Source organism: Achromobacter mucicolens, assembly GCF_029866465.1.
Taxonomy (GTDB): domain Bacteria; phylum Pseudomonadota; class Gammaproteobacteria; order Burkholderiales; family Burkholderiaceae_B; genus Achromobacter; species Achromobacter mucicolens.
The window spans coordinates 3,947,188-3,973,426 of the sequence record NZ_CP123364.1; the positions used below are offsets into that span (position 1 = coordinate 3,947,188).

Sequence of the window (26,239 nt, forward strand, 5' to 3'; positions counted from 1 at the left end):
CAGTAAGAGTCTTACGTTGACGCGACGATACACGAACCAACGCAACGAGTATGCGGGATGACTTGAACAAGCGTCGCCCTCAAGGCGTCGTTCAGGGCGTTGCTCGAGGAAATCGGTCGTTCGCTTGGAAATGCCAGCGTCGTCGCGTTCAGCCCGGCCCGTCGCTCGCCGCAGCCAGCAAGGGCACGATGATGTCGCTGATCGGCGTGGATAGGCCATGGGCCTGTGCACGACGCGAGATCACGCCGTTTCGTATATCCCATTCCAGTGGCCGGCCGGCTTCGCGGTCCGTCAGGATGGACGTGCTCAGGTCGGGGGAAGCGGCCTGAAACTTGGCGAGGATTTCCTGCGGGACCTCGTCTCCAAGTTTTGCGCCTTCCGCGCGCGCGACAGACAGGCACTCTTGCAAATACGCCAAGGAGAGCTTGGCGATGTCCGGCCGCGCAAACATGCCCGCGCGGCGATGCGTGAGGGCCATGAGGCCAGCGACTGCGTTTTGCAGCAGCTTGCGCCAAGCCACAGACTGGAAATCTTCGGTGATTTCCACCGCACACTGAGTCCCCTGCAGCGCCTCGGCAACCACGTGAGCTGCCGGCATGTCGGGCAGGCTCAGGCGCGCATTCCCGCGCAAACGCACCGAGCCGTCGGCTTGCGCCTGCGCGGGGAACCACACGACAGCGGGGATGATCCGCGCGGGCGGCGCATGCGTTGCAACCGCTTCCAATTGCTCGACGCCATTCTGCAACGCGCAGACCACGGTATCCGGCCGGCACAATGCCGCGAGCCATCCCGATGCAGCCTCGGTCTGCGTCGCCTTGACCGCGAGGAAAACGAGGTCCATCTTGCGGCCGGCCTGGTCCGGATCCGTCAGCACAGGGCCGGGAACGTCGACGCGGCGATCGCCATCCAGGAGCGTCAGCCGGTCCCGGGGCGTGCGGCCGCACAAGAGCGGTGTGCGGCCGGCCTGATGCAGCGCGGCGGCAACCGTGGTGCCGATGGCGCCTGGACCAACGATGGCGATTGCGGTCTCTGTTTCGGGTGTCATGGCATGGCCTCCTTAATGGCTTGCAAACGACACCTTAAAGCGAAAACGTTGTCTGCCGCCTGAAGGCAAGCGTGCTTGCCAAGGCTGCTTGCGTCCCGTTCCAGCATGATGTGGCAGGTCTGCCATTGGCTTGGCGCAGCTTCAATGCCGGATTTCCGCCAGGAATTTCTGCGCCCGGGCCGTCTGCGGCCGGTTGAAGAACGCGTCCGGGGTGCCGGTTTCGACGATGCGGCCGGCGTCCATGAACCAGACGCGATCGGCAACTTCCCGGGCGAAGCCCATCTCGTGCGTCACGCAGACCATCGTCATGCCGTCCTTTGCCAAGCCCTTCATCACCTGCAGCACTTCACCCACCATTTCCGGGTCGAGCGCGCTGGTGGGCTCGTCAAACAGCATGACGGGCGGGCTCATGGCCAGGGCGCGCGCAATGGCGACGCGCTGCTGCTGGCCGCCGGACAATTGCGCGGGGAAGGCATCGGCCTTGTGCGCAAGGCCAACGCGTTCCAGCAGTTGCATCGCACGCTCGCGCGCTTCTGGGCGGCGGGCGCGCTTCAGTTGCAGCGGCGCCAGCATCAGGTTTTCCATCACGGACAGATGCGGGAAGAGATTGAACTGCTGGAACACAAAGCCGATATGGCTGCGCAGTGCGTCCAGATGCACGTCCTTGCCGTAGATGTCCTTGCCGTCGACTTCGATCACCCCTTTCTGGATGGGCTCCAGCCGATTGACGGTGCGGATCAGCGTGGACTTGCCGGACCCGGAGGGTCCGCACACCACGACGACCTCGCCCCGGGCGACCTGCGCGGTCACGTCGGCCAGCGCCTGATAATCGCCATACCACTTCTGCACTTCGGAAAATCGGATCATGTGGGCACCACTTTCTGGGTAGGCGCAGGTCCGGCGCGCCGGCGGCCGATGCGGCGTTCGGTCAGGAGCACCAATAGACTCAGGCCAAAATTCAGGACGAAATAGGTCAGCGCAAGCAGCCCGAAGACTTCAAAGGGCTTGGTCAGCAGGACGCTGTTGATCTGGTTGGCGGCGTAGGTCAGCTCTTGCACGCTGATCACGTAGGCCAACGAGGTCTCCTTTACCGTGGACACGAACTGGCTCAGCATGCTGGGCAGCATGTTGTAGAGCGCCTGCGGCAGAATCACCCGGCGCATCGTCTGCATGTAGGACAAGCCCAGCGCGCGGCTGGCTTCCTGCTGGCCGGGCGGCAGCGCCTGAATGCCGGCGCGGATGATCTCGGCCAGATAGGCGCTTTCGTAGCAGACCAGCGCGACCACCATGGTGGTCGTGCCCGCCACGGGACGGCCGATGATCAGAGGCACGAAGAAATACGCCCAGAAGATGAACATCAGCAGCGGCAGGCCGCGCACCAGGTAGACCACGGCCGACGAAGGCCAATAAAAGATGCGATAGGGGCTGATGCGGCCCAGCGCCAGCAGCACCCCGCACGGCAGCGCCAAGGCAAGACTGATCGCGGCCAGGCCCAGCGTGGCCACCAGTCCGCCGATAGGTCCATGCGGATATTGGCCGATCAGAAGCAGCAGCCAATTGTCTTTGAGTATGTCCCACATGTCAGCGGACTCCCAGCGGACGATAGCGTCGTTGCAGCATTGCGCCCCCGCCCATGATGACGAACGAGAGCACGAGGTAGATCACCGTCACGACCGCGTAGGCCTCGAACGTGCGGAACGTGTTGTTCTCGATCTCGCGTGCGGCCGCCGTCAGCTCGGTGACGCCGATGGCCATCGCCAGGCTGGTGTTCTTGAGCAGCAGCAGGGTCTGATTCAAGAGCGGCGGAATGGCGATGCGAAAAGCCTGAGGCAGCACGACTTTGCGCATGGTCTTCAGAAAACTCAGGCCCAGCGCGCGCGCGGCCTCGACCTGGCCGGGCGGAATGCCGCGCACCGCACTGCGCAGGTCTTCGCAGACATACGCGGACATCACCAGCCCTATCGCGATGCACGACAGGATGAATTCGCTGCCGTGGCTGTTGAGCCAGTCCGTGACGGGGGCCGGCAGCAAGGCCGGCACACCGAAATACCAGAACAGGATGTGCACCAGCATGGGCACGTTGCGGTGGAACGCGACGTACGTCGCGATCAATCCATTGGCAATGGGCGAGCCCGTCAGGCGGATCACCGCCAACAGGCTGCCCACAAAGAACGCCAGGATCCAGGCAAGCCCGGCCAGCGCCAGGGTGGTGATCAACCCCCTGAGCAGCCAGTCCGGATACTCGCCCTGAAAAATGGCGCCAAAGTCGAAGATGTAGTGCATCGAACCAGGCTCCAGGACGCTTGGTGCGTCAACCCTTGATTTCTTCGATGCGGAAGTCGCGCTTGATGTTGAATTGCGTGCCGGGGCCGAACCACTTGTCGAAGGTCTTGGCGGCCTGTCCGGACGCCTCCATGCCGTCCAGCACCTTGTTCACCTGGTTCAGCATCGCCGTGTCGCCCTTGCGCACACCGACACCCCACGGTTCGATGAACAGCGCCGGCTCCAGGATCTTGACGGGCACCGCGCTGGATGCGGCCTGGTGTTGCAGCTTGACCAGCATCAGTTCGGACCCGACAAAGCCGCTCACCTTGCCCTGCTGCAGCGCCAGGAACGCACCGCTGGGATCCTTGAACGTCACGGGATCGACGTTCGGGATGTTCTTGCGCGCGCCTTGCTCCGAGGACGATCCACGCACCGCGCTGACCCGCTTGCCCGCCAGATCGGCCGGCGCCTTCAGGTCCTTGTCCGACTCGCGCGACAGGATCTTCTGCGGGCTCACGAAGTGCTGGTGCGAGTAATCGATCTGCTTGGCGCGTTCGGGCGACCACCCCAGGTTGGCGGCCACGACGTCCACACGGCCGGCAATCAGCTCGGGGATGCGGGCCTCGACGGCGATCAGCTTGAGCTCCAGCGGCACGCCCAGGCTGTCGGCCAGCGCCTGGCAGACATCCACTTCGTAGCCGACGATGCCGCGCGTCTTGGGATCCTGGAAGCTGAACGGCTCGGCCGTGCCCATGGTGCCGCAGATGAATTTGCCGCGGGCCTTGATGTCCTGCAGCGTGTCGGCATTGGCGGCGGGCGCCAGCGTGGCCGCCAGGCCGACAATGGCAACGAAGGAGGAGATGAACGTCTTCATGGGATTCCCTTGATGTGTAGGTATGGGTGCTACTTAAAAATCCGATATCAGGCCAGCCGGGCGCAGGCTTCGCGGATGCGGCGGCAGCCTTCTTCGATGTTTTCCATCGACGTCGCGAAACTGAGCCGCAGGTAAGGCGACAGTCCATAGGCCGCGCCGTCCAGGCCCGCGACGCCGGCCTCGTCCAGCAGGAACATCACCACGTCCAGGTCGCTTTCCAGCTTGCGGCCGTTGGGCGTCGTCTTGCCGAGCAGGCCTTCGACCGACGGATACACGTAGAACGCGCCTTGGGGAACCGGGCAACGGATGCCAGGCACCTCGTTGAGCAGCGCCACGATGCGGTCGCGCCGGTCGTGGAACAGGGCCGCGGCATCGCGCACGCATTGCTGGTCGGCCGTCAGCGCGACCCGCGCGGCCGACTGGCTGATGGCGCTGACGCAGCTGGTGCTCTGCGAAATCAGGGTGGCCATGGCTTTGATCAACGCCTTCGGACCGCCTGCGTACCCCAGGCGCCAGCCCGTCATTGCATAGGCTTTGGAGACGCCGTTGATCGTCAACGTGCGCGCGGCCAACGCCGGCTCGACGGCCGCGGGCGACGCGTGGCCCTCGCCGCCATAGGCCAGGTGCTCGTAGATTTCGTCGGTGAGGAGCCAGACCTGCGGATGACGCGCCAGCACCTGCGCCAAAGCGCGCAGCTCGTCGGCGCCGTACATCGCGCCGGTCGGATTGCTGGGCGTGTTCAACAGCAGCCACTTGGTGCGCGGCGTGATGGCGCGCTCGAGCGCGTCGGGGGTCAGCTTGAATCCGTCGGCCTCCGTGCAGGCCACCACGACCGGCGTGCCGTCGTTGACCAGGACCATATCGGGATAGGACACCCAGTACGGCGCCGGAATGATGACTTGGTCGCCGGCCTGCACGGTGGCGGCCAGCGCGGTGAAGATCAATTGCTTGGCGCCCACGCCGACGATCAGTTCATCCAGGCCGTAGTCCAGTCCGTTCTCGTGGCGGAACTTGGCGCGCACCGCTTCAAGCAGGGGCTTGGCGCCGACCGACGCGGTGTAGCGGATGTCGCCGCTGTTCAGCGCGTCGATGCCGGCCTGCACGATGTGGGCAGGTGTGGGCAGATCCGGCTCGCCCACCGTGAAATCGATGATGTCGCGGCCCTGAGCGCGTAGTTGATCCACGCGGCTCTTGGCCATCATGCTGGGCGAAGGCTTGATGGCGCGCGCGCGTTCGGCCAGGAATTCGGGGGTGACGGCGTTCATGCCAGCCCCTTTGCCGCAAACGCGGCCTGCATCCAGCTCTGCGTTTTCTCGCCGGTGGCGATTTCGGCCATGATGCGCGCTTCCTTGTCGGCGTGCGCATGGGCTGCGGCAATCAGCGCGTCGGCGTCCGACACGGCAAAGCTGACCAGCCCATCTTCGTCGCCCACCAGGATATCGCCGGGATTGATGACCTGACCGCCGATCGACACGGGCACATTGACTTCGCCGGGACCGTCTTTGTAGGGACCGCGGTGGATGTGGCCGCGCGCGTAGCAAGGGAAGCTGTCGGCTTCGAAGGCTGCCACGTCGCGGATGGCGCCGTCGACGACCACGCCCGCGCAGCCGTGGATCTGCAGATAGCGCTTCATGATCTCGCCGAGCACGGCGTTGGACAGATCGCCGCCGGCGTCCACCACCAGCACGTGGCCCGGCTGGATCTGCAGCATGGCCTTGTAGATCATGAGGTTGTCGCCGGGGCGGGTCTTGACGGTCAGCGCCGTGCCCACGAGCTTGCCCGCTCGGTTGTAGCGCCGCAGCCCGGTGATGCCCTCGCGCCGCGCAAGATTGTCGCTCAGATGCGGCGTGACGATGCCTGCAAGCGCTTGCAGGATGGCGGCGGGCGCGACGGGAGATGCCGGCAGTATGCGTGCGCCGGTGGAAATGGTAGCCATGACGATCTGCTTGTCCTGAATCGAAGGCCGCTCGATCTCCGGCTTTATGAAGCGGATCCGGTCGGCAGGAATTGAGTCAGAGCGAATGGTGCGAGCTTTTGCGATTCCGAAAAAGGGATTAAATTTCAGCGAACTTCATCACTTTTCAGAATATAGGGGTTACCCCTTAAGGGAAAATTCGGAATGAACTCTACCGATCTCATGGGCGCCGCATGCTGACTTTCAAGCAAATCGAGGCGCTGTATTGGACGGTGCGGCTAGGCACGTTTTCCGCGTCTGCGCAGAAGCTGCACACCACGCAATCGGCAATCACCAAGCGCATCCAGGAGCTGGAAGCCGATTTCGACATCGCGCTCTTTGACCGGTCGGGCCACCGCGCCGAGCTGACGGCCCGGGGGCACGAGATCTACGCGCTGGCCGAACAGATGCTGGGGCACCGCGACCGCCTGCTGGCGCGCCTGAAGGGGCAGCACACCCTGACGGGCACCTTCCGCTTCGGCATCACGGAGATCACCGCGATGACCTGGCTTCCCGCGCTCATCCGTCTGCTGCGCGCCCACTATCCCCGCATCACGCTGGAGCCGCATATCGATCTGGGCGGTGACCTGCACAAGCGGCTGCTGGCCGGGCAGCTGGACATGGCCTTTCTGCATGGCGAATTCGCCGAGCCGAACCTGCAGGTTGTGGCGTTGCAGCGCCTGGAATTTGCGTGGATGGGCAGTCCCGACCTGATCGACACGAGCCACGTCTACACCCCGGCCGACATCGCCCGCCTGCCGCTGCTGCGCCAGAGCCGCGAGTCCGGCCTGAACATGATCTATGACGAATGGCTGCGTCCCCACACGGCGCAAAGCAACATTTTCACCATCAACAGCCTGATCGCGATGGCCGGGTTGACCGCCGCGGGGTTTGGCGTGAGCTGCCTGCCGCGCGACTACTTCGCCGAGATGGTCAGCACGCGGCAGCTCGTCATTGCGCGCACCAGCGTGGCGCCGCCGCAATCGGTGTACAGCGCGATGTTCCGCCGGGACGCGGACGTGGCGTTTTGCGAGAGCGTGGCCGAACTGGCGGAAAGCTGCTGCGAATTTTCCGTGGGTTGGCGTTTACGTTGAACTGCGCGCGCAACCAGCACCTGACCAGGCCAGCCGATGATGCGGCCCGCCACGACGGCCGCCCTGGCGCGCCACGGCGCCGGGGCTGGTTGTAGAGGAATCAGGCCCCCGGCCGGATCGCAACCTTCAGCACGTTATCCCGCTGATTGGCGAACAGGTCGTACGCGTCTTCGATCTGGTCCAGCGCAAAGCGGTGCGTGACCATTTTTGCGAGATCCAGGCGGCCCGACTGCAACACGTTCATCAGCCGGCGCATGCGCTCTTTGCCGCCCGGGCAGAGCGCCGTGTTGATCTTGTGGTCGCCCAGCCCGGCGGCAAACGCGGATACCGGGATCTTCAAGTCGGCGGAATAGACGCCCAGGCTGGACAACGTGCCTCCCGGCTTCAAGACGCGCAGGGCGGATTCAAAGGTGCTTTGCTGGCCCAGCGCTTCAATGGCCGAGTCCACGCCCTTGCCGCCGGTGAGACGCAGGATTTCCTCGACGACGTCGCAATCATGGAAATTCAGGACGATATCGGCGCCCCACTGGCGAGATATTTCCAGACGCCGCGCATTGCCGTCCACGCCGATGACCGTGGTGGCGCCCAGCAACCGGGCGCCGGCCGCCGCGCACAGTCCGATCGGGCCCTGCGCAAACACGGCGACCGTGTCGCCAATGCGGATGTTGGCGTTTTCGGCGCCCTTGAACCCGGTGGACATGATGTCCGGGCACATCAGCACCTGCTCGTCGCTCAGGCCGTCTGGCACGGGCGCGAGATTGGCCTGCGCGTCGGGAACCAGCAGGTATTCGGCTTGGGCGCCATCGATCATGTTGCCGAAGCGCCACCCCGCGGTGGCGCGGTAGCCGTGACATCCACACATGCCACTGGCCACCAGATAGCTGCCGTCCTGCGAAGGCGCACCGTCCTGCGCGGCGTAGGAATTGAAATTCGGGCAGATCGCGCCGGCAATCACGCGCTGGCCCTCGGAATAACCCGTCACGGCGCTTCCCAGCTTTTCGATGACGCCGACGGGTTCATGGCCGATCGTCAGGCCCGGCTGCACCGGATACTCGCCCTTGAGAATGTGAATATCCGTGCCGCAAATGGTGGTGGTGGTGATCTTGATCAACGCGTCATTGGGCCCGACGTCCGGAATGCGCTTTTCGCGTATTTCAATGCGGCCCGGGCTGGCAAAGACGACTGCTTTCATGGTGGTATTCATGCCCTACCTCCAACTGTTGACGAGTGGTTGAACGGCCTTTGGCGCAGCCTCGCGCACAAGCAGCAAGGGGACGGCCACGCCGCGCGGCAGGTTCGGGGCCGGGCTGGACATCGGCATCCTGCGCACGTCGCGCGACCGGTGCGCCCCGATCACGATCAGATCGGCCTCCCAGGCCCGGGCCTCGGCCGCCAGGCATTCCTCGAACGAGCGTTCGCCTGCTTCGACGAGCGCGCTATCGACGGCAATGCAGTTGGCGCGCACCTTTGTTGCCGCATTGCGCAGCAGTTCGGCGGCATGCTCAAACAATAGCGCCTGAATTTCCGCCGGGAAATAGCAATTTGCGCCTGGCGCGCCGGACGACGGCTGAGGCTGGACGATACAGATCAGCCGAATGACCCCGTCATGGAGAAAGGCCAGGCGTATTGCCTCATCCAACCCCGATTCAGAGGTCGAGCTGCCGTCAATCGGTATGAGAATCCGTCTATACATGGCCGCGAGCATCAAGGGGGGAAGGGGATTGCGGTTTTTCCACGGCAGGCATCGGTTTGATCGGCGCACATGTAAACCGGGACCTTGACGAACAGCATGCCCTCGAGCGACAGGCCTCGAACCATTTCGGTTTCCGACAGGATGAAGCCCGCGATCGGTTCAACGACCAGCTCGCGCGCGGCCATGGCGGTTTCGTCCAGGATCTGGATGGTTCCGCTGGCGCCCTCTTCCCACCCCGGCCCGACCTGGAACCCGCGCAGGGCCGGGTAGGACGAAAAGACCAGGATCAGCGACTTGTCGTTCAGCCCAAGCACCGAGCCCGGCGGACTGGCGATGACGTTGTAGTAATTGCGCCCCTCGGCGGCGTCGATCAGTACACCGCGTCCATAGGCCATCCCCAGGATGCTTCCGTCGGCGTGCAAGGCGGGCACCACCAGCACGCCAAATGACCGGCCAACCAGCGCCTTGGCCGCGGGCGACAGACGATAGAGGCGCAACAGCGTGGCCTCGGCTTCCTGATCAACGCGGTTCAACAGGGCGGGCGGTACCGGCATCAATGAATCCGCCGGCTGTGCGAACGCGGGGCCAGCCGGCAGCAGGGCCAGAATCAGGTGAAGCAACACGGCGAGGACGCTTGTCTTCATGGATTTCATCTTGAACCTGTCTGGCAAGCGCTTGTTGACCAAAATCACGAATTCGACGCTGACCGGCGGCCCTTGCGCTGGGGCTTGGTCGAACGATCCTTCGCACGCGTGCCGCATCCTGGCCGGCACGCACGCCGCAATCGGAAGAGAGATTGACCGGCGTCAATCGCGTCCGCGGCAGCCGCGCGATCATGATTGCATGGCCAGGCCCCGCGGCCTGGCACGCGAAAGCGCCGGAGACACCATGAAAAACAAGCCGAGTTCCGTGGGGGGATCGGGCCATGGCCCCGCCACCGCGCGGGCTGCAGTGTGGTGCGCCGTCCTGTCGGCGATGATGACCAGCCCGGTACCGGCCCAGGTCACGCCGCAGGACGTCATGCAGACCTTTGCGCTGCGCGTTGCGCCCGCGCTGACGGTTCCGGCCGACGAGCAGATCCGCTATGCAAGCCTGGCGCTGGGGATGCTCAAGGAAGCGGGGCTCGGCCTGTTGGGCCCGCAGTACGCCCTCGTGGTCGACCGCAATCCCAAGGTGCAGGCGGTCTTCCTCTTTTGGCTGCCCGCCATCGGCATGCCCGTCCATGTGGGCGCGGCGCCGGTGTCGACCGGCAGGATCGGCCAGTTCGATCACTTTGAAACGCCCACGGGCGTGTACCCGCATACCTTGGCCAATCCGGACTTCCGCGCCCAGGGCACGAAGAACGCGAATGGCATCCTGGGCTACGGCGCCAAGGGCATGCGGGTCTATGACTTCGGCTGGCAGCAGGCATTGCGGGGATGGGGCAATGGCGGCGTGAGCACGATGCGGCTGCAGATGCACGCGACGGATCCCGTCCTGCTGGAATCCAAGCTGGGAACGCCGCAATCCAAAGGCTGCATCCGCATTCCGACAACCCTGAACCGCTTGCTCGACAGCTACGGATTGCTGGACGCCGACTACGAGCTCGCGGCCGATCTGGTCGCGCCGCCGTGGGTGCTGCAACCCGGCAGGACGCCCGCCGATGGCGCCGGACGCTATCTGATCATCGTCGACACCGAACGCGAGAGCCGGCCGGACTGGGCCGTGCCGGCGCGCGCTGCCGCACATTGATTGACCGGGCCGATCCGCCTGCCTGGTGGATTCAGAACGAGTCGACGAGATACGCGAGACTAGAGGCGATTTCGGCCTGACGCCCGCCGTGCACTGAGCGGCGTTGCGCTTTTCGCGCGGATTCGTGCACCAGCAGCATGGGCGCGGCGCGGCGGGCGTTCCTGGTCCCGGCGCCCCGGGGGATGGCATTAAAGCCGTCCCCCCCGCGAGCGCCTATGACGATCAGATCCGCGCCCCACGCGTCGGCCTCCTGGGCCACGCGCTCCTCGAAGGATTGTTCGCCTGCCTCGAACAGCGCGCTATCGACCGGGATGCAACGTGCGCGCACCCGGCGCGCGGCGTTGCGCAGCACTTGAACGCCAAGCTCGCGCGACAGCATGCGCACCTCTTTTGGGGAATAGCAATCCGCGCCGATCCGCGAGGACAGGGGCAGTTCCCCGACCACGCAGATCAATCGAATGCGAGCGCCGTTGCACACGGCCAGACGCATGGCTTCGTCCAGCCCCAGTTCGGCGGTCTGGCTGCCGTCGATGGGAATGAGGATCCGTCTATACAGGGACATGGCTGTAAACCGCCGTCATTCGATCTGCAGCGTCTTGTTCCGGCTTCCCGCCGATTTGGGTAGTGTCAGGGTCAGGACGCCGTTCTCGCAGACCGCCTTGGCGGCCGCTTCATCGATGGGGCTGGCCAGCGACACGGAGCGTTGAACCTGGCCCCAGAAACGCTCCTGGCGGATGACGTTTCCCGCCTCTTTCGTTTCACTGTGCTTTTCCTTGTTGGCCGAGATCATCACCGTGTTGCCATCGATCTGCACGGTGATGTCCTTCTTGTCGATCCCGGGCACGTCGGCCTTCAGGACGTACTTGTCGCCTGCCTCGGTGACATCGATGTCCATCCGGGGGGCCTGATCCTCCCCGTTCTGCCGGATCGGCCGCAGGAACGCCTGGAAGACGTCCGCGAAGGGTTCGCTCGAAAATGGGCTGTATTGCGTCAAGCGCGACATGGCTATCTCCTTTTCGTGAGGATGAGACGCGGGAGGTTCGCCCGCCTCTCCATGTTGCCCCCGTCCGGAATCGCCAAATTGACCTTTGTCATGCAGAAATCGGGGACAAACGTCGGGCCCCGCGCAGGCCTGGCCGCGCTCGCCCACGCGATCGGGCGAAAGCTTGACTGACGTCAACTTCCACGACCGCATCGGCGCGATGATGGCATCACGCCCGAGCCATGCGGCCCGGGCAGATACTGCTATCGGAGGGGTCGTGAAAAACGTGCTTATCCCCGTTGACGGATCGGGCAATTCCCTGCGCGCCGTGCACTATGTGGTCGACCAGGTTCGCGAACATGGCCCGTGCGCCATCCACCTGCTGAATGTGCAGCCGCCCATTGCTTCCGGCACGATACTGGCGTTCTTTGAGCCGGATGCCATCGAGGAATTCTATGAGGACGAAGCCAAGGCCGCCCTCGCGGAGTCGGAGGCCTTGCTGGATCGCTCGGGCATCATCTATCAAAAGGCGACGCGGGTGGGCAACATTGCCGAATGCATCAAGGCACACGCCACCGAACAAGGTTGCGACCATATCGTCATGGGGTCGCGAGGGCTGGGCGCGGCCGGCAGCCTGTTTCTGGGATCGACCACGCTGAAGGTGCTGCACACCGTTCACATTCCGGTGGTGCTGATCACCTAGGCCGACGCGCCATGCCTTCGCCGGACCATCAGCGCACCCTGGCCTCGATCAGCCTGGATCTGGTCAAGGATCCGATGTTCGCATTGCTGCTGGCCGGCGGCGGCCTGTACACACTTCTGGGCGCCTGGCAGGAAGCGGCGCTGCTGCTGCTTTTTGTACTGGTCATTTTTGCGCTGACGGTGGCGCAGTCATTACGTACCGCACGCGCCCTTGACGCATTGGATCGTCTGGCCGCGCCCCGCGCCCTGCTGCTGCGCGACGGCAAGCGCCACTGGGTGCCGTCGGCCGACCTGAAGCCTGGCGATGCGGTGCTGCTTGCCGAAGGCAACCGCGTCCCCGCGGACGGCCGGTTGACGGACGGCGAGGGTCTGCTGGTAGACGAGTCGCCGCTTACCGGCGAGTTCCAGCCCGTGTACAAGCGGCCATCGGGCACGGTTGAGGGCGATGCCGAGGTGCTGAGCGGGACGCTGGTGCTGTCGGGAACCGGCACCCTGCGCGTTCTTGCCGTGGGAGACGACACGCGGTTGGGCGCGCTGGGCCAGTCGATGCGGCAACTGACGCCGGAACGCGCGCCCCTGGAATTGCAGACCCGCCATTTCATTCTGCGGTTCATGTGGGTGGGGTTCTTCCTGTCGCTGGCCACCTGGGCCCTGTACGTCTACATGCGGGGAGGATGGTTCGAAGGAATGCTGGCGGGCATCGCGTTGGCGATGAGTCTGCTTCCGCAGGATTTCCCCGTCATCGTGACCATCTTCTCCGCGCTGGAAGCCCGGCGCATCGCGGGCGAAGGCGTGCTTGTCCGCAAGCTGAGCGTGGTCGAAACCATGGGCAAGACCACTGTGTTGTGCGCCGACAAGACGGGCACCATGACGACAAACACCATGGTCGTTCGCGCGCTTTACGCTGGCTCAGTGCGCATCGATGCCGCCGATCTCGCGGGCGCGGCGGCGGCGGATTGCGCGGCCGAGGCCATGACCTTGGCCGAAACGCTTGCGCTGGCGAGCGTGCCCGATTCCGGCGACGCGATGGAGGACGCCTTTCGCATTTTTGCCGCGTCGCTTGGCGGACATCCACCAGCGGGCGGTCTTGCCCTGGTTAAAGCCTATCCCTTCTCGTCCGCACGGTTGGCTGTGATCCACGTCTGGGCTACGGCGCAAGCGGATGACGCCCGTCTCGCGTGCAAGGGCGCGCCGGAGGCGGTGTTCAAGCTTTGCCAGCTGTCCCCGGCGCGCACGGCGCAACTGCAGGCCGAGGTCCAGCGCATGGCCGCGGCGGGGCTGAGGGTGTTGGCGGCGGCCAGCGGGCGCTGGCCGAACGGGCGGCTTCCCGATCAGCCCGACGACCTGCCGCTGCAGTTCGCGGGCTTGGTGGGCCTGGAAAATCCGCTGAAGGAAGGCGTGGCCGAGTCGGTCGCCGCGTGCGATGCGGCGGGCATACGCGTGCTGATGCTGACGGGCGACCATCCGGAGACTGCCCGCGCCATTGCCCGCCAGGCGGGCATTCCGGCGGACTACGTGGCTGAAGGCGATGTGCTGGCGCGGGAAGGCGGCGAGCATCTGGCCGAACTGGTGGGCCGCACCTGCGTTTACGCGCGCGTAAAGCCGGAACAGAAGCTGCGCCTGGTCCAGATGCTCAAGCGGCAAGGCGCCATCGTTGCGATGACGGGAGACGGCGTCAACGACGCGCCCGCATTGCGCGCGGCCCACGTCGGCATCGCCATGGGCGCGCGTGGCACCGATGTCGCGCGCGAAGCCGCCGACCTGGTCCTGACCCGCGACGACTTCTCGGACATCTTGAACGCGGTCCGGCAAAGCCGCCGCCTGTTCGACAACCTGTCCAAGGCAATCGTCTACATCGTCGCGGCGCATGTGCCGATCGCCGGGCTGGTGATCCTGCCACTGCTCTTTGGCTGGCCGGAACTGCTGCGCCCGGCCCATGTGGCGTTCCTGGAGATCGTCATCGGCCCCCTGTGCGGACTGGCTTTCGAGTCCGTCGCGGCAGAGCCGGACCTGATGCGCCGCCCTCCCCTGCCCGTCGAGAAGCCGCTGTTTTCACTACGAACCTTCCTGATTGGCCTGGCCCTGGGGCTGGCGCTGTTGGCATCCGCCGGCGTTCTTTACGCCTGGCTGCAGCAGACCCAGACGCCCGCGGATACCGCGCGCGCCACCGCCTTCTGTGCGCTGGTGCTGGGCAATCTGACCTTGATGGTCAACAACCGCTCGCCCCACCAGCGGCATGCCGGCACGTGGGACGGCGCCACCCGGCTGGCGGTCGCGGCGACGCTGGCGCTGCTGGCCCTGACGTTGCAATGGCCTGCCCTGCGCGGGCTGTTCGAATTCGGCCCGCTGGGCATCCGGGAATGGACGGCGGCACTGCTGGCCGCGGTGACGGTGTGGCCGGTGGCGCGAGGACTGCGGCCGCTGGGCCAGCCGCTGAGCGCGGCAGGCGCGCTGCCATGCGGGGCCGCTCGATAACGCCGCGACGCGACTGGCGTCGCCGCTGCCAGGCGCACACCCACCGCGGCGGTCACCGTTGTGGCGTGGCCGAATTGAGTTGCTGCTGCAGCATCTGCTCCATCATCCGCTGCTGCATTCCCATGTATTGGTCGCGCATGTATTGATGCTCCCGGACCTGTTCAGGCGTCAGTCCGGAGTAATTGCCTCTCATGGCGTTCCATCCCATCATCGGGCCTCCCCGATGATGGGGGCCGCCGCCACCCTGCGCGCAGCAAGGTCCCATGCCGCCCGTCCACATCTGGCGCATCATGCCCATGGTGTTCTGCATGAGCTGCCGATGCTCAAGCATGAGCTTCTGCCGCGCATCCGGATCGGTGGTCTTCTGGATCTCATCCATCTGCTTTTGCATGTTTTCCAGGTTATCCCTGACTTGCGCAGCCTGTTTGTCGAAGTCCTGGACATTGCCGCCCGGCGAGGCAGGCTGGGCTGGGCGCGCGGGCGCGTCAGAGGGCGGCGCGGCAAGCGCCAGGCCAGGGGCCGACAAGGCAAGCATCGCGGCAATGGCCGCAGTCTTCATGTTCATGATCGATCTCCACCCGATTGCCAATCGCACAAGGTTCACTGCGCGCAACGCCTGCGCAGCGCCAGCATAGATCGGCCAGAAACCCCGAAATTGACAATCGTCAACATCCCCGAGGCCCCTGCGCAGGGCCGCTGCAAGGGCCCCGCGGCCCGTCTGGACCGCTTGCGATAGACTCGTGGCCTGTTTCGACGAAGTAGTGAAAAGGAGTTCAAGCAATGCCCAGCATTTTTCCAGGCGATCTTTGGGCGGTGGGCGAAGCCCGCGTCAACGGACTGCCGGTCGTCATCCGCTTTCGCACCGGTCTGCCGGCCGAGGCCGACCGCCAGATCAACGAGAACCTGATCATCATCACGTGGCCGTACGAGGGCATCGAATCGGGCATGCCCAATGATGAAGACAAGCAGCGCACCAACAGCTTCGAAGAAGCCGTCGAGCAGGGCTTCGAGAATTCGGACGCCGGCGTGCAGGTGGCTTGCCTGACGGGCAATCATCAGAAAGAATGGCGCTACTACACGCCGAATGTCGAGGCGTTTCTGGATGCGTTCAACAAGTGCCTGGCAGGGCACCCCGTGTATCCGATTCAATTGCGCATGTTCCAGGATCCGGACTGGAAGGCGCTGTCGGAATTGCAGCCGGAAGGGTCCGACCAGCTGCATTGAACGCACGCCCGCGAACACGGGGCAGGCCCGCTCAGGGCTTGTCCGTGATTCCGGCGTCCTGGATGATCCGGCTCCAGCGCGCCTCTTCCTCCTTGACGTACTCGCCCAGCGCGGCGGGCGTGCCCACATCGGGCGCCAGGCCTTCCAGCTCCAGCGCCGCGCGGAAATCCGGATCGCCGGACGCCTTCCTGATTGCCGCGTTCAACGTGTCGATGACGGCGGGCGGCGTGCCGTTCGGCACGAACACGCCATACCAGCTATCCACGAAATATCCCGCCTCGCCCGCTTCCGCGACGGTCGGCACATCGGGATAGGCCAGCGAACGCTGCTTCGTGGTCACGGCCAGTGCGCGCAGCTGGCCGCTCTTGATGTGGCCGCTGACGCTGGCCGAGGTCGAGAAGATCATGTCGATCTGCCCGCCGATCAGGTCGTTGATGCCGGGGCCGGCGCCCTTGTAGGGCACGTGCAGGATGTCCACCTTGCCCAGGCTCTTGAAGAGCTCGCCCGCCAGATGGGCCGAGGTGCCATTGCCATAAGATCCAAACGTCAGCTTGCCCGGATGCGCGCGCGCGTAGCTAAGGACCTCCTGCACGCTCTTGAACGGCGAGTTCGGCGACACCACCAGCACGTTGGGCGATTTGCCGATCATCGCGACCGGCGCGAAGGCCCGCTCGGTATCGTAGGGCAGCTTCTTGTGGATCGCCGGATTCACCGCATGAGCAAACGTGGCCATCAGCAAGGTGTAGCCGTCAGGCGGACTCTTGGCCACGTTCTCCGTGCCGATGATGGTGCTGCCGCCCGGGCGGTTTTCCACTACCACGGTCTGGCCCAATTCCTGCGTCAGGCCCTTGGCCAACTGGCGCGCGATCAGATCGGTGCCGCCGCCCGGCGTAAACGGCACGACGATGCGCAAGGGCCTGTCGGGGTAGGCCGCGCGTGCCTGCGGCGCGGACAGTGCGCCCAGCGCCAGGACCGCCGCGGCCAAGGCGATGCCGCCACGCGTGAAGAAAGTTTGCTGTTTCATGGTTGTCTCCTGTTTTTATCCACCCGCCTGAACTAGTTCGGGCGGTTTTGCAGGACGGCCACGCCGTCCGCCGCGCAAACGCCCTGGCCCGCCGGCCGAACGAAGAGCGGATTGATTTCGGCTTCGACGAGGACATCTCCCAACGCGCCCGCCATGCGTGAGAACGCGACGACGGCGGCGACCAACGCCGGCACGTCGGCGCGCTCGCGCCCGCGGTAGCCGTCCAGCAAGGGCCAGGTCTTGAGCCGCCGCAGTCCGGCCATCACCTGCGTCGGCGACAGGCCGGTCCCGTCTTCGGGCAGCATCAAGAGCGTCGTATCCCGGACCAGTTCGGCGACCACGCCCCCCATGCCGAGCAGGATGGCCGACCCCAGGGGATCCCGATGCAGGCCGACGATCACTTCCGCCGCGCCGCTCACCATCTCCTGGACCAGGAAGGCGCGGGGTTCGCCGCCGGTATGACGCAGAACTTCCTCGCGCATCTGCTGCAGCCGTGCGGGCACGTCCTCCTGCGCCACGTTCACGGCTACGCCGCCCACGTCGCTCTTATGCGTGATGTGGCGCGACAGCAGCTTGAGGACGACCCTTGGGCCCAGCGCGGCCGCGGCTTGCGCGGCCTGCGCCTCGTCGCGCACGACGATTTCCTTGACGCCAGGCACGCCGAACCGGGCAAAGAGCGCCTTGGCCTGCGCCTCGTCCAGCGAGCCGCCGTCCCCTAGATCCAGGCCGCCCGGCAACGCTGCGTCCGGCGGCACCGCGTTGTCAGCCTCGACGCGCGCCTGTGCCTGCCACATCGCCGCCATGGCCGCGCTGACGCCTTCGGGCGTGTGAAACGCCGGTATGCCGTAGCGGCCAAGCACCTCGGCGGCGCGGGGCGCGTGCGGGCTGATGTAGGCCATCACGGGCTTGGCGGCGCCAGCCAACGTGTCCTTCAAAGCGCCGGCCATCAGTTCGGGCTGCGCCACGCCGGACGAACCGACGATCACCACCAGCGCGTCATAGCTGCTGCTGTCGAGCAGGATGCGGATGGCGCCGCGCAGCAGTTCGGGCTGCAGGCCCGCCAGCGTGACGTCGATGGGATTGCGGTCCAGCGCGGCGGGCGTGCCGGGTTGCAGGGCGCGCAGCGCCGCGCCGGTGGCGCCGTCAGGCGCCGGCAGCTCGAACCCCGCGAGGCCCAGGCAGTCCGCCACCAGCGTGCCGGCGCCGCCTGTCGATGTCAGGATCGCAACGCGGCGTCCGGGGAGCTTGCGTGCGTGCGCCAGCGCAGCCGGAATATCCAGCAGGTCCGAGAAGGTCTGCGCCCGGATGATGCCCGCATCCTCGAAAAGCGCGTCGTACATGGCGTCGGCGCCGGCCAGCGCCCCGGTGTGCGACGCTGCCGCCCGCGCGCCCGATTCCGAACGCCCAATCTTGAACGCCACCACCGGTTTACCGGCGGTCCGCGCCTTGCGCGCGGCGGCGCGGAACTTGGCGGGATGGCGAAGGCTCTCGAGGTACAGCGCGATGACCTGCGTAGCGGGGTCGTCGGCCAGCGCGTCCACGAAGTCGGCCACTTCCAGATCGGCCTCGTTGCTGGTCGAAATCAGCTTGGACAGGCCCACGCCGCGGGCGGCGGCGCGCGACAGCAGCGCCCCCAGGATGCCGCCGCTCTGCGAGACGAGCCCCACCGCGCCGGGCTGCAGGTCGTCGATTTCCAGGGCGCCGCTGGCCGACAACGTGACCCGGTCGGTCAGGTTGACCAGGCCGATGGTGTTCGGCCCCAGAATGCGCATGGCGCCAGCGGCCTCGCGCAGCGCTTGCTGGCGGCGAGCGCCCTCCTCGCCGCTTTCCGAGTATCCGCTTGCCAGCACGATGGCCGCGCCCGTGCCGATGGCGGACAGCTCGCGGACGGCCTGCTGCGTGCGCTCGGCGCCCAGCACCACGATGGCGACGTCGGGCGCCTGCGGCAGCGAGCGGATATCGGGGTAGCAACGCAAGCCGTCGATCTCGGACGCCTTCGGGTTGACGGGGTAGATGCTGCCCTGAAACCCGTGCTTGCGCAGGTAGGCCACGGGCCGGCCCGAGGTCTTGGCGGGGTCGGCCGACGCCCCGACCACTGCCACGCTGCGGGGCCGCAGCAGCTTGTCCAGCGCGCTCACGGCTTCTCTCCCTGGGCGCGGGCCGCCTGCGCCTGCGCCATCTTTTTCAGAAACGCGGCCACGGCGTCGCGGTGCTCGGCGCTGGTGTAGCAAATGCCTTGCGCCTGACTGCCCATGGCGAACACCTGGTCGGCCGTCAGTTCGAACGTCTGGTCCAGGATCGACTTGCCCAGCGCCAACGCCGTGGCCGAGCCCTGGCTCAATTCGGCCGCCCACGCCTGGGCCGCCTCCACTTCTGTACCGGCCGGCACGAGCCGGTCGGCGATGCCCAGTTGCAGGGCCTCCTGCGCCGCCACCTTGCGCCCGGAATAGATCAATTCCTTCGCGCGCGCCAGGCCGACGCGGCGCGGCAGGAAATACATGCCGCCACCGTCCGGGATCAGGCCGCGCGCAATGTAGCTCCACGTGAACGAGGCGCTTTCGGACGCCACGATGAAATCGCAGCTAAGCGCCGCGTCCGCCCCCAGCCCCGCCGCCGCGCCGTTCACCGCCGCGATCGTCGGCTTGGGCATGTTGAACAGCAGCCCTTGCGCGTGGTGCACGCGCTGCTGGCGCGACCATCCGTTGAATCCGACCTCGCCCGCCGGCGCGTCCATCCTGCGCTGCATGCCCGCGATGTCGCCGCCCGCGCAGAATCCCTTGCCTTCGCCTGTCAGCACCAGCGCGCGGATCGCGCGGTCCTGTGCGACGTGCTCCAGCGCCTGGATCAATTCGCTGCGCATGGCGTCGCTGATCGCGTTGCGTTTGTCGGGGCGGTTCAGTGTCAGCGTCGCCACGCCGTCCCGCGTCTGCAGTCTGATGAATTCGTAGTCAGCCATTTCCGTGCTCCGTCGTTTCCAGGGCCAGCCCCGGAATCCACAACGTCTGCCGGGCTGGCAACACCGACAAGGTAGGCGCTACAGTGTGCAAATGCACCGCCCTATTTCCAGCTAGTGGAATTACACTGCCATGCCCGCCGCCTCCGAATCCGCTACCGCCGCCAGCCGCCGCTTCACCGGCGTCAGCCAGAACCGCTCGTTGGAACGCGGCCTGGAGATCCTTCGCGCGTTCAAGCCGGGCACGGACCTGCTGGGCAATGGCGATCTGGCCGAACGCACGGGCCTGTCGGCGGCAACGGTCAGCAGGCTGACGCAGACCCTCGTGACCAGCGGCTTTCTGGAACACGACCGGCGCGCGCGCGCCTATCGCCTGGCCGCGCCGGTGCTCAGCCTGGGACACGCCATGCACGCCTCGTCGCCGGTGCTGCGCGCGGCCACGCCGCTGATGCGCGAGGTGTCCGTCAAGCAGCGCCTGAACGTGGGCCTGGCCAGCGCCGACCGGGCCGACATGGTCTACCTGGAATCCATCCGCTACAACCGCAAGGCGTCCCTGCGCACCATCGTTGCGGGCCAGCGGGTTCCGATCGAGCTGACGTCGCTGGGCCGCGCCTACCTGGCGACGCTGGACGCCGACACGCGCGACGCCCTGCTGGACCAGATCCGGCGGGGCTATCGCAGCGCCACCTGGAAGCCGATCCGCGCGGACATCGACAGCGCCATCGCCAAGGTGACGGCGCGCGGATATTGCGTGGCGTCGTGGCAGCCGGGCGTGGTGGCGCTGTCCACGCCGCTACGCCCGCTGGGCGGCCCGGCAATGGCGCTGAACATCAGCCTCACCACCGACGACGCGCCGTCCGCGGTGGCGCAGCGGCATGCCCCGGATCTGCTGGCGCTGAAAGCGGGCATCGAGCACGAGCTGGAAAGCCAGCGTCCCGCCTGACACCTGCCCCCCTCGGATTCCCTGATGCCGCCCCCCGCAAACCGCTGATACAATAAGAACCATTCTCAATCTCGACACCTTCCGTCCGGGATTGCCAACGTCTCCCCTTTCGCCGCACTTCCATGACTCGCAGCCTGGCGCCGGATCACCATCATGTGGGCGCACTCTATGTGGACCATCACCGCTGGCTGGTGAACTGGCTGCGCAGAAAGCTGGGGTGCGGCTTTGACGCCGCCGATATCGCGCAAGACACCTTTCATCGGCTGTTGGCCGCGCCCGAGCGCGCCCGCGGCCTGCAAGAGCCGCGCGCCTACCTGACGACGCTGGCGCACGGCCTGGCCGTGGACCACATCCGCCGGCGCAAGCTGGAGCGGGCCTATCTCGACGAGCTGGCCCTGCTGCCAGAAGCCCAGGCCCCTTCTCCCGAAACCCGCGCCCTGCTGCTCGAAACCCTGGTGCGCATCGACCGCATGCTGGACGGCCTGAACGCCAAGGCGAAGGCGGCGTTCCTGATGTCCCGGCTGGACGGCATGACCTATCCCGACATCGCGGCAACCTTGCGCGTGTCGGTGAGCTCCATCGAAAAATACATGGCCGCCGCCATCCGTCATTGCTACGAGCTGCGCTATGGCTGATCGCGCCGTGGTGCTGGATCGCGCCATTTCCTTTGCGGTGCGCCTGAACTCGGGCCACGCCGATGCCGCCGAGCACGAGGCCTGCCGCCGCTGGCGCGAGGCCGACGCCGAGCACGAACGGGTCTGGCGCCAGTTGCAGGCGATCGAGACGGATCTGCGCACGGTGTCCGGCTCGGCGGCGGCGTCCGCGCTGCGCGCCGCCCCCGCCCGCGGCCGCCGCCGCGTCCTTGCCATGCTGGCGTTGGGAACGGTGGGCGCTGGCGCGACACTGGCGTGGCGCGACGGCGCCTGGGATCGCATGACCGCCGACTACCGCAGCGGCGTCGGCGAGCGTCGCCGGTTCGCGCTGGAGGGCGGGGCCGAACTGTGGCTGAACACGGGCAGCGCCGTGCGGACCGACCCGGGCGGCCGGCGCCTTACCCTGCTGGCCGGCGAGCTGCGCATGGACACGGGCGCGGCGCCCGCCCCGTGGGAAGTGCGCACGCGCCAGGCGCGTTTCACCGCCACGCAGGCGCGCTTTCTGCTGCGCACGATCGAAGACGCCACGCTGCTGGACATGCAGCGCGGCGACTTGCGCATTGCCCCCGTGCACGGCGCCGAATCGCGCGCCGAACCCGGCGGGCGCTACCGCGTGACGGACCGCGATGCACGGCGCGAACCCGCCGCGCCGTTTGACGCCGATAGCTGGGCCGACGGCGTGCTGACCGTGCGCGGCATGCGGCTCGCGGATTTTCTGCAGGAACTGTCGCGTTATCAGCGCGGCTGGATCAGCTGCGATCCCGCCGTGGCCGATCTGCGGGTGTCGGGCGTCTTCCTGCTGGACGACCTGCCGGGCGCGCTCAATACGCTGTCCCGCGCGCTGCCCACGCGGATCGAGCGCTACGCGGGCGTGTGGACCCGCGTGCTGCCCGCCTGAATGCCGTTACAACTTTTTGGCGATTCCGTTTACGGGTTTTGGCGTCCTCGTTCGACATAGGGAATGACAACCCTCGTTTGAACCAGGATCGCCTACGTCATGTCCCGCTCTGCCCGCCCCACCCCGACGCGCCTTCTGCGCCTGCTTCCGCTATGCGCCGCGCTGGCGCTTGCCCCCGCCGTTCATGCCCAGTCCGCGCGCGTGACGATCGAACAGGCCGCCGCGCCACTTGAGACCGCCTTGAACCAGTACGCCGCGTCGGCGCGGGTGACGCTGTCGTTCGATCCGTCGCTCACCACGGGCCGGCAGGCGCCGGCGCTGCGCGGGCCCTACGCCATCGCCGAGGGCTTTGCGGCGCTGCTGGCAGGCAGCGGCCTGATCGCCGAGCAGACGGGCGAACGCCACTTCGTCATCCGGCCGGCCGCACCGGCGGTCAGCACGCTGGCCCCCGTCACGGTGACGGGCGACTCGGCGGCCGAACGCTACAACCCGCCGACCACGGTGGGTTCCAAGACGCCGCTCACGCAGCGCCAGATTCCCCAGTCGATCAGCGTGGTCACGCAGGAGCGCATGCGCCAGCAGGCCATGCAGACGCTGGACGACGCGATGCGCAACACGGCGGGCGTCACCGTCGAACGCCGCGACAACAGCCGCTCGATCTTCCATTCGCGCGGCTTTGACATGACGTCGTATCAGATCGACGGCATTCCCACGCAATACGACTGGCGCATGCTGTCCTCGACGGACCTGGCCATCTACGACCGCGTCGAGGTCCTGAAAGGCCCGGCGGGCCTGTACAACGGCGCGGGCGGGCTGGGCGGCGCGATCAACCTGGTCCACAAGCGCCCGCAAAAGGAATTCGGCTTCGAAGGCAGCGTCTCGGCCGGCTCGTGGGACAACTACCGCTCCGAGGTCGACCTGACCGGCGGCCTGAACGCGGATGGCTCGCTGCGCGGACGGCTGGTCGGCGTCTACCAGGACCGCCGCTTCTTCTACGACAAGACCAACGAGCAACATTCCGTGCTATACGGCGCGCTGGCGTATGACTTCACGCCGCGCACGACGCTGACGGTGGGCGGCGGCCGCCAGGAGCGCGACATCCACGCGTCGATGTGGTCGATCCCGGCGCTCATGACCGTGGGCCCCGGCGGCCAGCCCAGTTTTTCGCTGGCTGACATCAAGCGCTCCACCTTCATCGGCGCCGACTGGAACCGTGACCAGTTCACGTCCACCGAAGCCTTCGCCGACGTGGAGCACCGACTGGACAATGGCTGGACCGCCAAGCTGTCCGGCCGCTACGCCGAAAACAAGCTGGACCGCGAACAGGCGTACGGCTGGGGGCCGGCCAATACCTCGAACAACCTGATCCAGCTGCTGTCGGCCAAGGGTCCGACGCGGCAGGCGCAGACGTCCTACGACGCCTATGCCGACGGCCCCTTCCAGCTGTTCGGCCGTCAGCACAATCTGACGCTGGGCGCCAACTACACCGACTCGCGCTTTGATAACGCGTGGAACTATCCGACGCCGAACTGGGCGCCGCGCATCGACATCACGAACCCGCGTTCGGACTTCGACCGCCTGGACTATGCCTTCAACAACAGCAACCACGCGCGCACCAAGCAATGGGGCCTCTACAGCAACCTGCGCCTGCGTCTGGCCGAGCCGCTGACGCTGGTGGCGGGCGGGCGCTTCAGCTGGTGGGACCTGACGTCCAATCAGCGCACGCTCACCGCGGAAAAGGCGCAGCAGGCCAACTACGATGGCAAGTTCACGCCCAACCTGGGCCTGATCTATGACCTGAACGACACCTATTCGGTCTATACCAGCTATTCCGAGATCTTCCTGCCGCAGAACGGATACACCACGGCGGACGGCAGCATGCTCAAGCCCCTGGAAGGCAAGCAGATCGAGGCCGGCATCAAGGGCGAATACCTGGACGGCGCGCTCAATGCCTCGTTTGCAGTCTTCGAGATCCGCGACGAGAACCGCGCCACGCTCTCGCCGGATTCCACCACGGTCTACACGGCCAACGGCAAGACGCGCAACCGCGGTTTCGAACTGCAGGTCAACGGCGAGATCCAGCCGGGCTGGAACATCTACGCCGGCTACACGTGGCTGCAGACGCGCGTGGACCAAAGCGCCTCGTACGACTCGAACGTGACCGCCGTCGCGCCGCGCCATCTGCTGCGGCTGTGGACGGACTACCGGCTGCCCGGCGTGGCAAACCGGTGGACCATCGGCGGCGGCGTCAACGTGCAAAGCGGCACCTATGTTGCCCTGCCGCAGTACAACGGCGCACGGCTGGAGCAAGGCGGTTATGCGACGGTCGACATGAAGATCGGCTACGAGATCAACCGCAACCTGGATGTGGCGCTCAACGTCACCAACCTGTTCGACCGCAAGTACTACGCGACCATCAGCTCGCCGCGCTCGCAGAACATCTTTGGCGAGCCGCAGGCCTTCCTGCTGACGCTGCGCGCCAAGTACTGAGCGCGGCATGGCAATCGCAGCGCGCCCGTTCTGGGTCCGCGTGCACCGATGGGCGGGGCTGGCCACCGCCCTGTTCCTGTGCGTGGCCGGGCTGACGGGCAGCATCCTGGCCTTCAAGGAAGACCTGGACGCCTGGTTGAATCCGCAGCTGTTCCTGGCGCCCGCCGAGGGACGCGCGCCGCTGGATCCCTTCGTCCTGCGCGACGCGGTTCGCGCACAGTTGCCGTGGGCCGGCATCGAGCAGGTGCCGCTGCGGCGCGAGGCGGACCGGGCCGTGGTCTTTCGACTGACGCCGCGGCAGGATGCGGCCGCCGAGCGCATGCTGCCGCTGCCCGCCACGCATGCCTTCGCGGATCCCTACAGCGGCAAGGTGCTGGGCTGGCGCAACGAGGGTGCGGTGTCGCTCGCGCGCGAGAACCTGCTGCCCTTCATCTACCGGCTGCATCTGGATCTGACGCTGCCCGGCGTCTGGGGCCGCTTGCTGTATGGCGTGATCGCGCTCATCTGGACGCTGGACTGTGTTATCGGCTTTTACCTGACCCTGCCGTCCAAGGGTGCGAAGCGCGCGGGATTCTGGCGCGCGTGGCGGCCCGCCTGGTCGATCAAGCAAGGCGCGGCGGCCGCGCGCGTCACGCTGGATCTGCACCGCGCCTTCGGCCTCTGGCTGTGGGTCCTGCTGCTGGTGTATGCGTGGTCCAGCGTCATGTTCAACCTGCGGGCCCAGGTCTACCAGCCGGTGATGTCGGTCATCATGCCGTTCGACACATCGTGGCGCGGCGCGCCCGTCCTGCCGCAGCCGCTGGCCACGCCCGCGCTGGAAGGCCCGGCCGCCCTGGTAGCCGCGCGCCGCGCGATGGACGAATTGGCAAAAGAACGTGGTTTTACCGTGGATGGCGAGGAGTCGCTGATGCTGGACCGGCGGCGCGGCCTGTACGCGTACCTGGCGCACAGCGACGCCGACCTGCGCCGCCATGTGGGCAACACCGCCATCCTGATCGACGCCAACACGGGCGAGCGGCGCGGCATGTACCTGCCCACGCGCGGCGCATGGGGCGATACGTTCAGCAACTGGCTGGGCGCGCTGCACATGGCGCACGTCTTCGGCCTGCCCTACCGGATCTTTGCGTGCCTGCTCGGGCTGATCGTCGTCATGCTGTCCGTGACCGGCGTGCTGATCTGGCGGCGCAAGCAGCGGGGCCGGTCGCATGCCGCATTGCGCCGGCCCGGCTGACACGCCGC

26 protein-coding genes are annotated in these 26,239 nt (G+C 66.5%); 10 read left to right on the top strand and 16 right to left on the bottom strand.

Translation table 11 applies throughout. The features are described from left to right. Positions 1–148: 148 nt before the first annotated feature. The 7 genes from QEP15_RS18050 to QEP15_RS18080 all read right to left on the bottom strand — a co-directional run bounded on the left by QEP15_RS18050 (position 149) and on the right by QEP15_RS18080 (position 6,120). A complete protein-coding gene (locus QEP15_RS18050; RefSeq protein WP_280147816.1) occupies positions 149–1,045 on the bottom strand; it encodes an oxidoreductase in 897 nt (298 codons plus the stop codon). A 141-nt stretch (positions 1,046–1,186) separates the two neighbouring features. Then, on the bottom strand, positions 1,187–1,912 hold the full coding sequence (locus QEP15_RS18055; protein WP_056322950.1) for an amino acid ABC transporter ATP-binding protein: 726 nt from the start codon (positions 1,910–1,912) through the stop codon (positions 1,187–1,189). Continuing rightward, positions 1,909–2,625, bottom strand: a complete 717-nt coding sequence (locus tag QEP15_RS18060; RefSeq protein WP_152385103.1) for an amino acid ABC transporter permease — start codon at positions 2,623–2,625, stop codon at positions 1,909–1,911. The genes QEP15_RS18055 and QEP15_RS18060 overlap by 4 nt, the downstream gene beginning before the upstream one ends. A 1-nt stretch (position 2,626) precedes the next feature. Continuing rightward, a complete protein-coding gene (locus tag QEP15_RS18065) occupies positions 2,627–3,328 on the bottom strand; it encodes an amino acid ABC transporter permease (protein WP_152385104.1) in 702 nt (233 codons plus the stop codon). Between the two features lie 28 nt (positions 3,329–3,356). Further along, the gene (locus QEP15_RS18070) at positions 3,357–4,184 is read right to left on the bottom strand and encodes an ABC transporter substrate-binding protein (protein ID WP_056322942.1); all 828 of its coding nucleotides are present in this window, start codon (positions 4,182–4,184) and stop codon (positions 3,357–3,359) included. A gap of 47 nt (positions 4,185–4,231) precedes the next feature. Further along, on the bottom strand, positions 4,232–5,449 hold the full coding sequence (locus QEP15_RS18075; protein ID WP_152385105.1) for an aminotransferase class I/II-fold pyridoxal phosphate-dependent enzyme: 1,218 nt from the start codon (positions 5,447–5,449) through the stop codon (positions 4,232–4,234). Then, positions 5,446–6,120 carry an RraA family protein gene (locus QEP15_RS18080; RefSeq protein ID WP_152385106.1) on the bottom strand — a complete coding sequence of 225 codons (675 nt, stop codon included), beginning with the start codon at positions 6,118–6,120 and terminating at the stop codon, positions 5,446–5,448. Before QEP15_RS18080 ends, QEP15_RS18075 begins: the two co-directional genes overlap by 4 nt. Positions 6,121–6,332: 212 nt before the next feature. On the opposite strand from QEP15_RS18080, the gene QEP15_RS18085 reads away from it, so the two are divergent. Further along, positions 6,333–7,232, top strand: a complete 900-nt coding sequence (locus QEP15_RS18085) for a LysR family transcriptional regulator (RefSeq protein WP_280147817.1) — start codon at positions 6,333–6,335, stop codon at positions 7,230–7,232. Positions 7,233–7,332: 100 nt separating this feature from the next. Here QEP15_RS18085 and QEP15_RS18090 read toward each other — a convergent pair whose 3' ends face one another. Genes QEP15_RS18090 through QEP15_RS18100 form a run of 3 tightly spaced genes read right to left on the bottom strand, consistent with a single transcriptional unit; the run spans position 7,333 to position 9,569 of the window. Then, positions 7,333–8,436 (bottom strand): NAD(P)-dependent alcohol dehydrogenase, encoded by a 1,104-nt coding sequence (locus tag QEP15_RS18090; RefSeq protein ID WP_056322931.1) that lies wholly within the window; start codon positions 8,434–8,436, stop codon positions 7,333–7,335. A gap of 3 nt (positions 8,437–8,439) precedes the next feature. Continuing rightward, on the bottom strand, positions 8,440–8,937 hold the full coding sequence (locus QEP15_RS18095; RefSeq protein ID WP_280148926.1) for a universal stress protein: 498 nt from the start codon (positions 8,935–8,937) through the stop codon (positions 8,440–8,442). After that, positions 8,937–9,569, bottom strand: coding sequence for a lipid-binding SYLF domain-containing protein (locus QEP15_RS18100; RefSeq protein ID WP_152385109.1), 633 nt, complete (start codon positions 9,567–9,569; stop codon positions 8,937–8,939). The genes QEP15_RS18095 and QEP15_RS18100 overlap by 1 nt, the downstream gene beginning before the upstream one ends. A 244-nt stretch (positions 9,570–9,813) precedes the next feature. Here QEP15_RS18100 and QEP15_RS18105 point away from each other — a divergent pair, with 244 nt between their 5' ends. Continuing rightward, positions 9,814–10,656, top strand: coding sequence for a L,D-transpeptidase (locus QEP15_RS18105; protein WP_280147818.1), 843 nt, complete (start codon positions 9,814–9,816; stop codon positions 10,654–10,656). Positions 10,657–10,687: 31 nt separating this feature from the next. Here the strand turns inward: QEP15_RS18105 and QEP15_RS18110 are convergent, their stop codons facing one another. Together QEP15_RS18110 and QEP15_RS18115 are read right to left on the bottom strand one after the other, a co-directional pair. Beyond that, a complete protein-coding gene (locus QEP15_RS18110; protein ID WP_152385110.1) occupies positions 10,688–11,218 on the bottom strand; it encodes a universal stress protein in 531 nt (176 codons plus the stop codon). 15 nt (positions 11,219–11,233) lie between these two features. Continuing rightward, a complete protein-coding gene (locus QEP15_RS18115) occupies positions 11,234–11,659 on the bottom strand; it encodes an Hsp20/alpha crystallin family protein (RefSeq protein ID WP_175157031.1) in 426 nt (141 codons plus the stop codon). 163 nt (positions 11,660–11,822) lie between these two features. Between QEP15_RS18115 and QEP15_RS18120 the strand changes: the two genes are divergently transcribed. Together QEP15_RS18120 and QEP15_RS18125 are read left to right on the top strand one after the other, a co-directional pair. Beyond that, positions 11,823–12,341, top strand: coding sequence for a universal stress protein (locus QEP15_RS18120; protein ID WP_280147819.1), 519 nt, complete (start codon positions 11,823–11,825; stop codon positions 12,339–12,341). Positions 12,342–12,352: 11 nt separating this feature from the next. Then, positions 12,353–14,815: a cation-translocating P-type ATPase gene (locus tag QEP15_RS18125; protein ID WP_280147820.1), complete on the top strand. Its 2,463-nt coding sequence runs from the start codon at positions 12,353–12,355 to the stop codon at positions 14,813–14,815. 52 nt (positions 14,816–14,867) lie between these two features. On the opposite strand, the gene QEP15_RS18130 is transcribed toward QEP15_RS18125, so the two are convergent. Continuing rightward, positions 14,868–15,380 (bottom strand): hypothetical protein, encoded by a 513-nt coding sequence (locus QEP15_RS18130; protein WP_227741275.1) that lies wholly within the window; start codon positions 15,378–15,380, stop codon positions 14,868–14,870. Positions 15,381–15,595: 215 nt separating this feature from the next. On the opposite strand from QEP15_RS18130, the gene QEP15_RS18135 reads away from it, so the two are divergent. After that, the gene (locus QEP15_RS18135; RefSeq protein WP_062842233.1) at positions 15,596–16,039 is read left to right on the top strand and encodes a DUF695 domain-containing protein; all 444 of its coding nucleotides are present in this window, start codon (positions 15,596–15,598) and stop codon (positions 16,037–16,039) included. Between the two features lie 31 nt (positions 16,040–16,070). Here the strand turns inward: QEP15_RS18135 and QEP15_RS18140 are convergent, their stop codons facing one another. Genes QEP15_RS18140 through QEP15_RS18150 form a run of 3 tightly spaced genes read right to left on the bottom strand, consistent with a single transcriptional unit; the run spans position 16,071 to position 20,019 of the window. Next, positions 16,071–17,063 carry a tripartite tricarboxylate transporter substrate binding protein gene (locus QEP15_RS18140; protein WP_280147821.1) on the bottom strand — a complete coding sequence of 331 codons (993 nt, stop codon included), beginning with the start codon at positions 17,061–17,063 and terminating at the stop codon, positions 16,071–16,073. 32 nt (positions 17,064–17,095) lie between these two features. Further along, positions 17,096–19,201 (bottom strand): acetate--CoA ligase family protein, encoded by a 2,106-nt coding sequence (locus QEP15_RS18145; RefSeq protein ID WP_280147822.1) that lies wholly within the window; start codon positions 19,199–19,201, stop codon positions 17,096–17,098. Continuing rightward, positions 19,198–20,019 carry an enoyl-CoA hydratase/isomerase family protein gene (locus tag QEP15_RS18150; protein ID WP_280147823.1) on the bottom strand — a complete coding sequence of 274 codons (822 nt, stop codon included), beginning with the start codon at positions 20,017–20,019 and terminating at the stop codon, positions 19,198–19,200. Before QEP15_RS18150 ends, QEP15_RS18145 begins: the two co-directional genes overlap by 4 nt. A 130-nt stretch (positions 20,020–20,149) precedes the next feature. Here QEP15_RS18150 and QEP15_RS18155 point away from each other — a divergent pair, with 130 nt between their 5' ends. The 5 genes from QEP15_RS18155 to QEP15_RS18175 all read left to right on the top strand — a co-directional run bounded on the left by QEP15_RS18155 (position 20,150) and on the right by QEP15_RS18175 (position 26,231). Next, the gene (locus tag QEP15_RS18155) at positions 20,150–20,959 is read left to right on the top strand and encodes an IclR family transcriptional regulator (RefSeq protein ID WP_280147824.1); all 810 of its coding nucleotides are present in this window, start codon (positions 20,150–20,152) and stop codon (positions 20,957–20,959) included. Positions 20,960–21,081: 122 nt separating this feature from the next. Further along, positions 21,082–21,594: a sigma-70 family RNA polymerase sigma factor gene (locus QEP15_RS18160; RefSeq protein WP_056322900.1), complete on the top strand. Its 513-nt coding sequence runs from the start codon at positions 21,082–21,084 to the stop codon at positions 21,592–21,594. Then, on the top strand, positions 21,587–22,510 hold the full coding sequence (locus QEP15_RS18165) for a DUF4880 domain-containing protein (RefSeq protein ID WP_253857954.1): 924 nt from the start codon (positions 21,587–21,589) through the stop codon (positions 22,508–22,510). Before QEP15_RS18160 ends, QEP15_RS18165 begins: the two co-directional genes overlap by 8 nt. A gap of 99 nt (positions 22,511–22,609) precedes the next feature. Beyond that, entirely contained in the window at positions 22,610–25,000 is a 2,391-nt protein-coding gene (locus QEP15_RS18170; protein WP_253857956.1) for a TonB-dependent siderophore receptor, read from the top strand. Between the two features lie 7 nt (positions 25,001–25,007). Further along, complete coding sequence (locus QEP15_RS18175; RefSeq protein WP_280147825.1) at positions 25,008–26,231, top strand: PepSY-associated TM helix domain-containing protein; 1,224 nt, start codon at positions 25,008–25,010, stop codon at positions 26,229–26,231. Positions 26,232–26,239 lie beyond the last annotated feature (8 nt).

Excerpts from the sequence above, each read along its gene's own strand:
- QEP15_RS18050 (WP_280147816.1), bottom strand. The coding sequence starts at position 1,045 with ATGACACCCGAAACAGAGACCGCAATCGCCATCGTTGGTCCAGGCGCC.
- QEP15_RS18055 (WP_056322950.1), bottom strand. The coding sequence starts at position 1,912 with ATGATCCGATTTTCCGAAGTGCAGAAGTGGTATGGCGATTATCAGGCG.
- QEP15_RS18060 (WP_152385103.1), bottom strand. The coding sequence starts at position 2,625 with ATGTGGGACATACTCAAAGACAATTGGCTGCTGCTTCTGATCGGCCAA.
- QEP15_RS18065 (WP_152385104.1), bottom strand. The coding sequence starts at position 3,328 with ATGCACTACATCTTCGACTTTGGCGCCATTTTTCAGGGCGAGTATCCG.
- QEP15_RS18070 (WP_056322942.1), bottom strand. The coding sequence starts at position 4,184 with ATGAAGACGTTCATCTCCTCCTTCGTTGCCATTGTCGGCCTGGCGGCC.
- QEP15_RS18075 (WP_152385105.1), bottom strand. The coding sequence starts at position 5,449 with ATGAACGCCGTCACCCCCGAATTCCTGGCCGAACGCGCGCGCGCCATC.
- QEP15_RS18080 (WP_152385106.1), bottom strand. The coding sequence starts at position 6,120 with ATGGCTACCATTTCCACCGGCGCACGCATACTGCCGGCATCTCCCGTC.
- QEP15_RS18085 (WP_280147817.1), top strand. The coding sequence starts at position 6,333 with ATGCTGACTTTCAAGCAAATCGAGGCGCTGTATTGGACGGTGCGGCTA.
- QEP15_RS18090 (WP_056322931.1), bottom strand. The coding sequence starts at position 8,436 with ATGAATACCACCATGAAAGCAGTCGTCTTTGCCAGCCCGGGCCGCATT.
- QEP15_RS18095 (WP_280148926.1), bottom strand. The coding sequence starts at position 8,937 with ATGCTCGCGGCCATGTATAGACGGATTCTCATACCGATTGACGGCAGC.
- QEP15_RS18100 (WP_152385109.1), bottom strand. The coding sequence starts at position 9,569 with ATGAAGACAAGCGTCCTCGCCGTGTTGCTTCACCTGATTCTGGCCCTG.
- QEP15_RS18105 (WP_280147818.1), top strand. The coding sequence starts at position 9,814 with ATGAAAAACAAGCCGAGTTCCGTGGGGGGATCGGGCCATGGCCCCGCC.
- QEP15_RS18110 (WP_152385110.1), bottom strand. The coding sequence starts at position 11,218 with ATGTCCCTGTATAGACGGATCCTCATTCCCATCGACGGCAGCCAGACC.
- QEP15_RS18115 (WP_175157031.1), bottom strand. The coding sequence starts at position 11,659 with ATGTCGCGCTTGACGCAATACAGCCCATTTTCGAGCGAACCCTTCGCG.
- QEP15_RS18125 (WP_280147820.1), top strand. The coding sequence starts at position 12,353 with ATGCCTTCGCCGGACCATCAGCGCACCCTGGCCTCGATCAGCCTGGAT.
- QEP15_RS18130 (WP_227741275.1), bottom strand. The coding sequence starts at position 15,380 with ATGAACATGAAGACTGCGGCCATTGCCGCGATGCTTGCCTTGTCGGCC.
- QEP15_RS18135 (WP_062842233.1), top strand. The coding sequence starts at position 15,596 with ATGCCCAGCATTTTTCCAGGCGATCTTTGGGCGGTGGGCGAAGCCCGC.
- QEP15_RS18140 (WP_280147821.1), bottom strand. The coding sequence starts at position 17,063 with ATGAAACAGCAAACTTTCTTCACGCGTGGCGGCATCGCCTTGGCCGCG.
- QEP15_RS18150 (WP_280147823.1), bottom strand. The coding sequence starts at position 20,019 with ATGGCTGACTACGAATTCATCAGACTGCAGACGCGGGACGGCGTGGCG.
- QEP15_RS18155 (WP_280147824.1), top strand. The coding sequence starts at position 20,150 with ATGCCCGCCGCCTCCGAATCCGCTACCGCCGCCAGCCGCCGCTTCACC.
- QEP15_RS18160 (WP_056322900.1), top strand. The coding sequence starts at position 21,082 with ATGACTCGCAGCCTGGCGCCGGATCACCATCATGTGGGCGCACTCTAT.
- QEP15_RS18165 (WP_253857954.1), top strand. The coding sequence starts at position 21,587 with ATGGCTGATCGCGCCGTGGTGCTGGATCGCGCCATTTCCTTTGCGGTG.
- QEP15_RS18170 (WP_253857956.1), top strand. The coding sequence starts at position 22,610 with ATGTCCCGCTCTGCCCGCCCCACCCCGACGCGCCTTCTGCGCCTGCTT.
- QEP15_RS18175 (WP_280147825.1), top strand. The coding sequence starts at position 25,008 with ATGGCAATCGCAGCGCGCCCGTTCTGGGTCCGCGTGCACCGATGGGCG.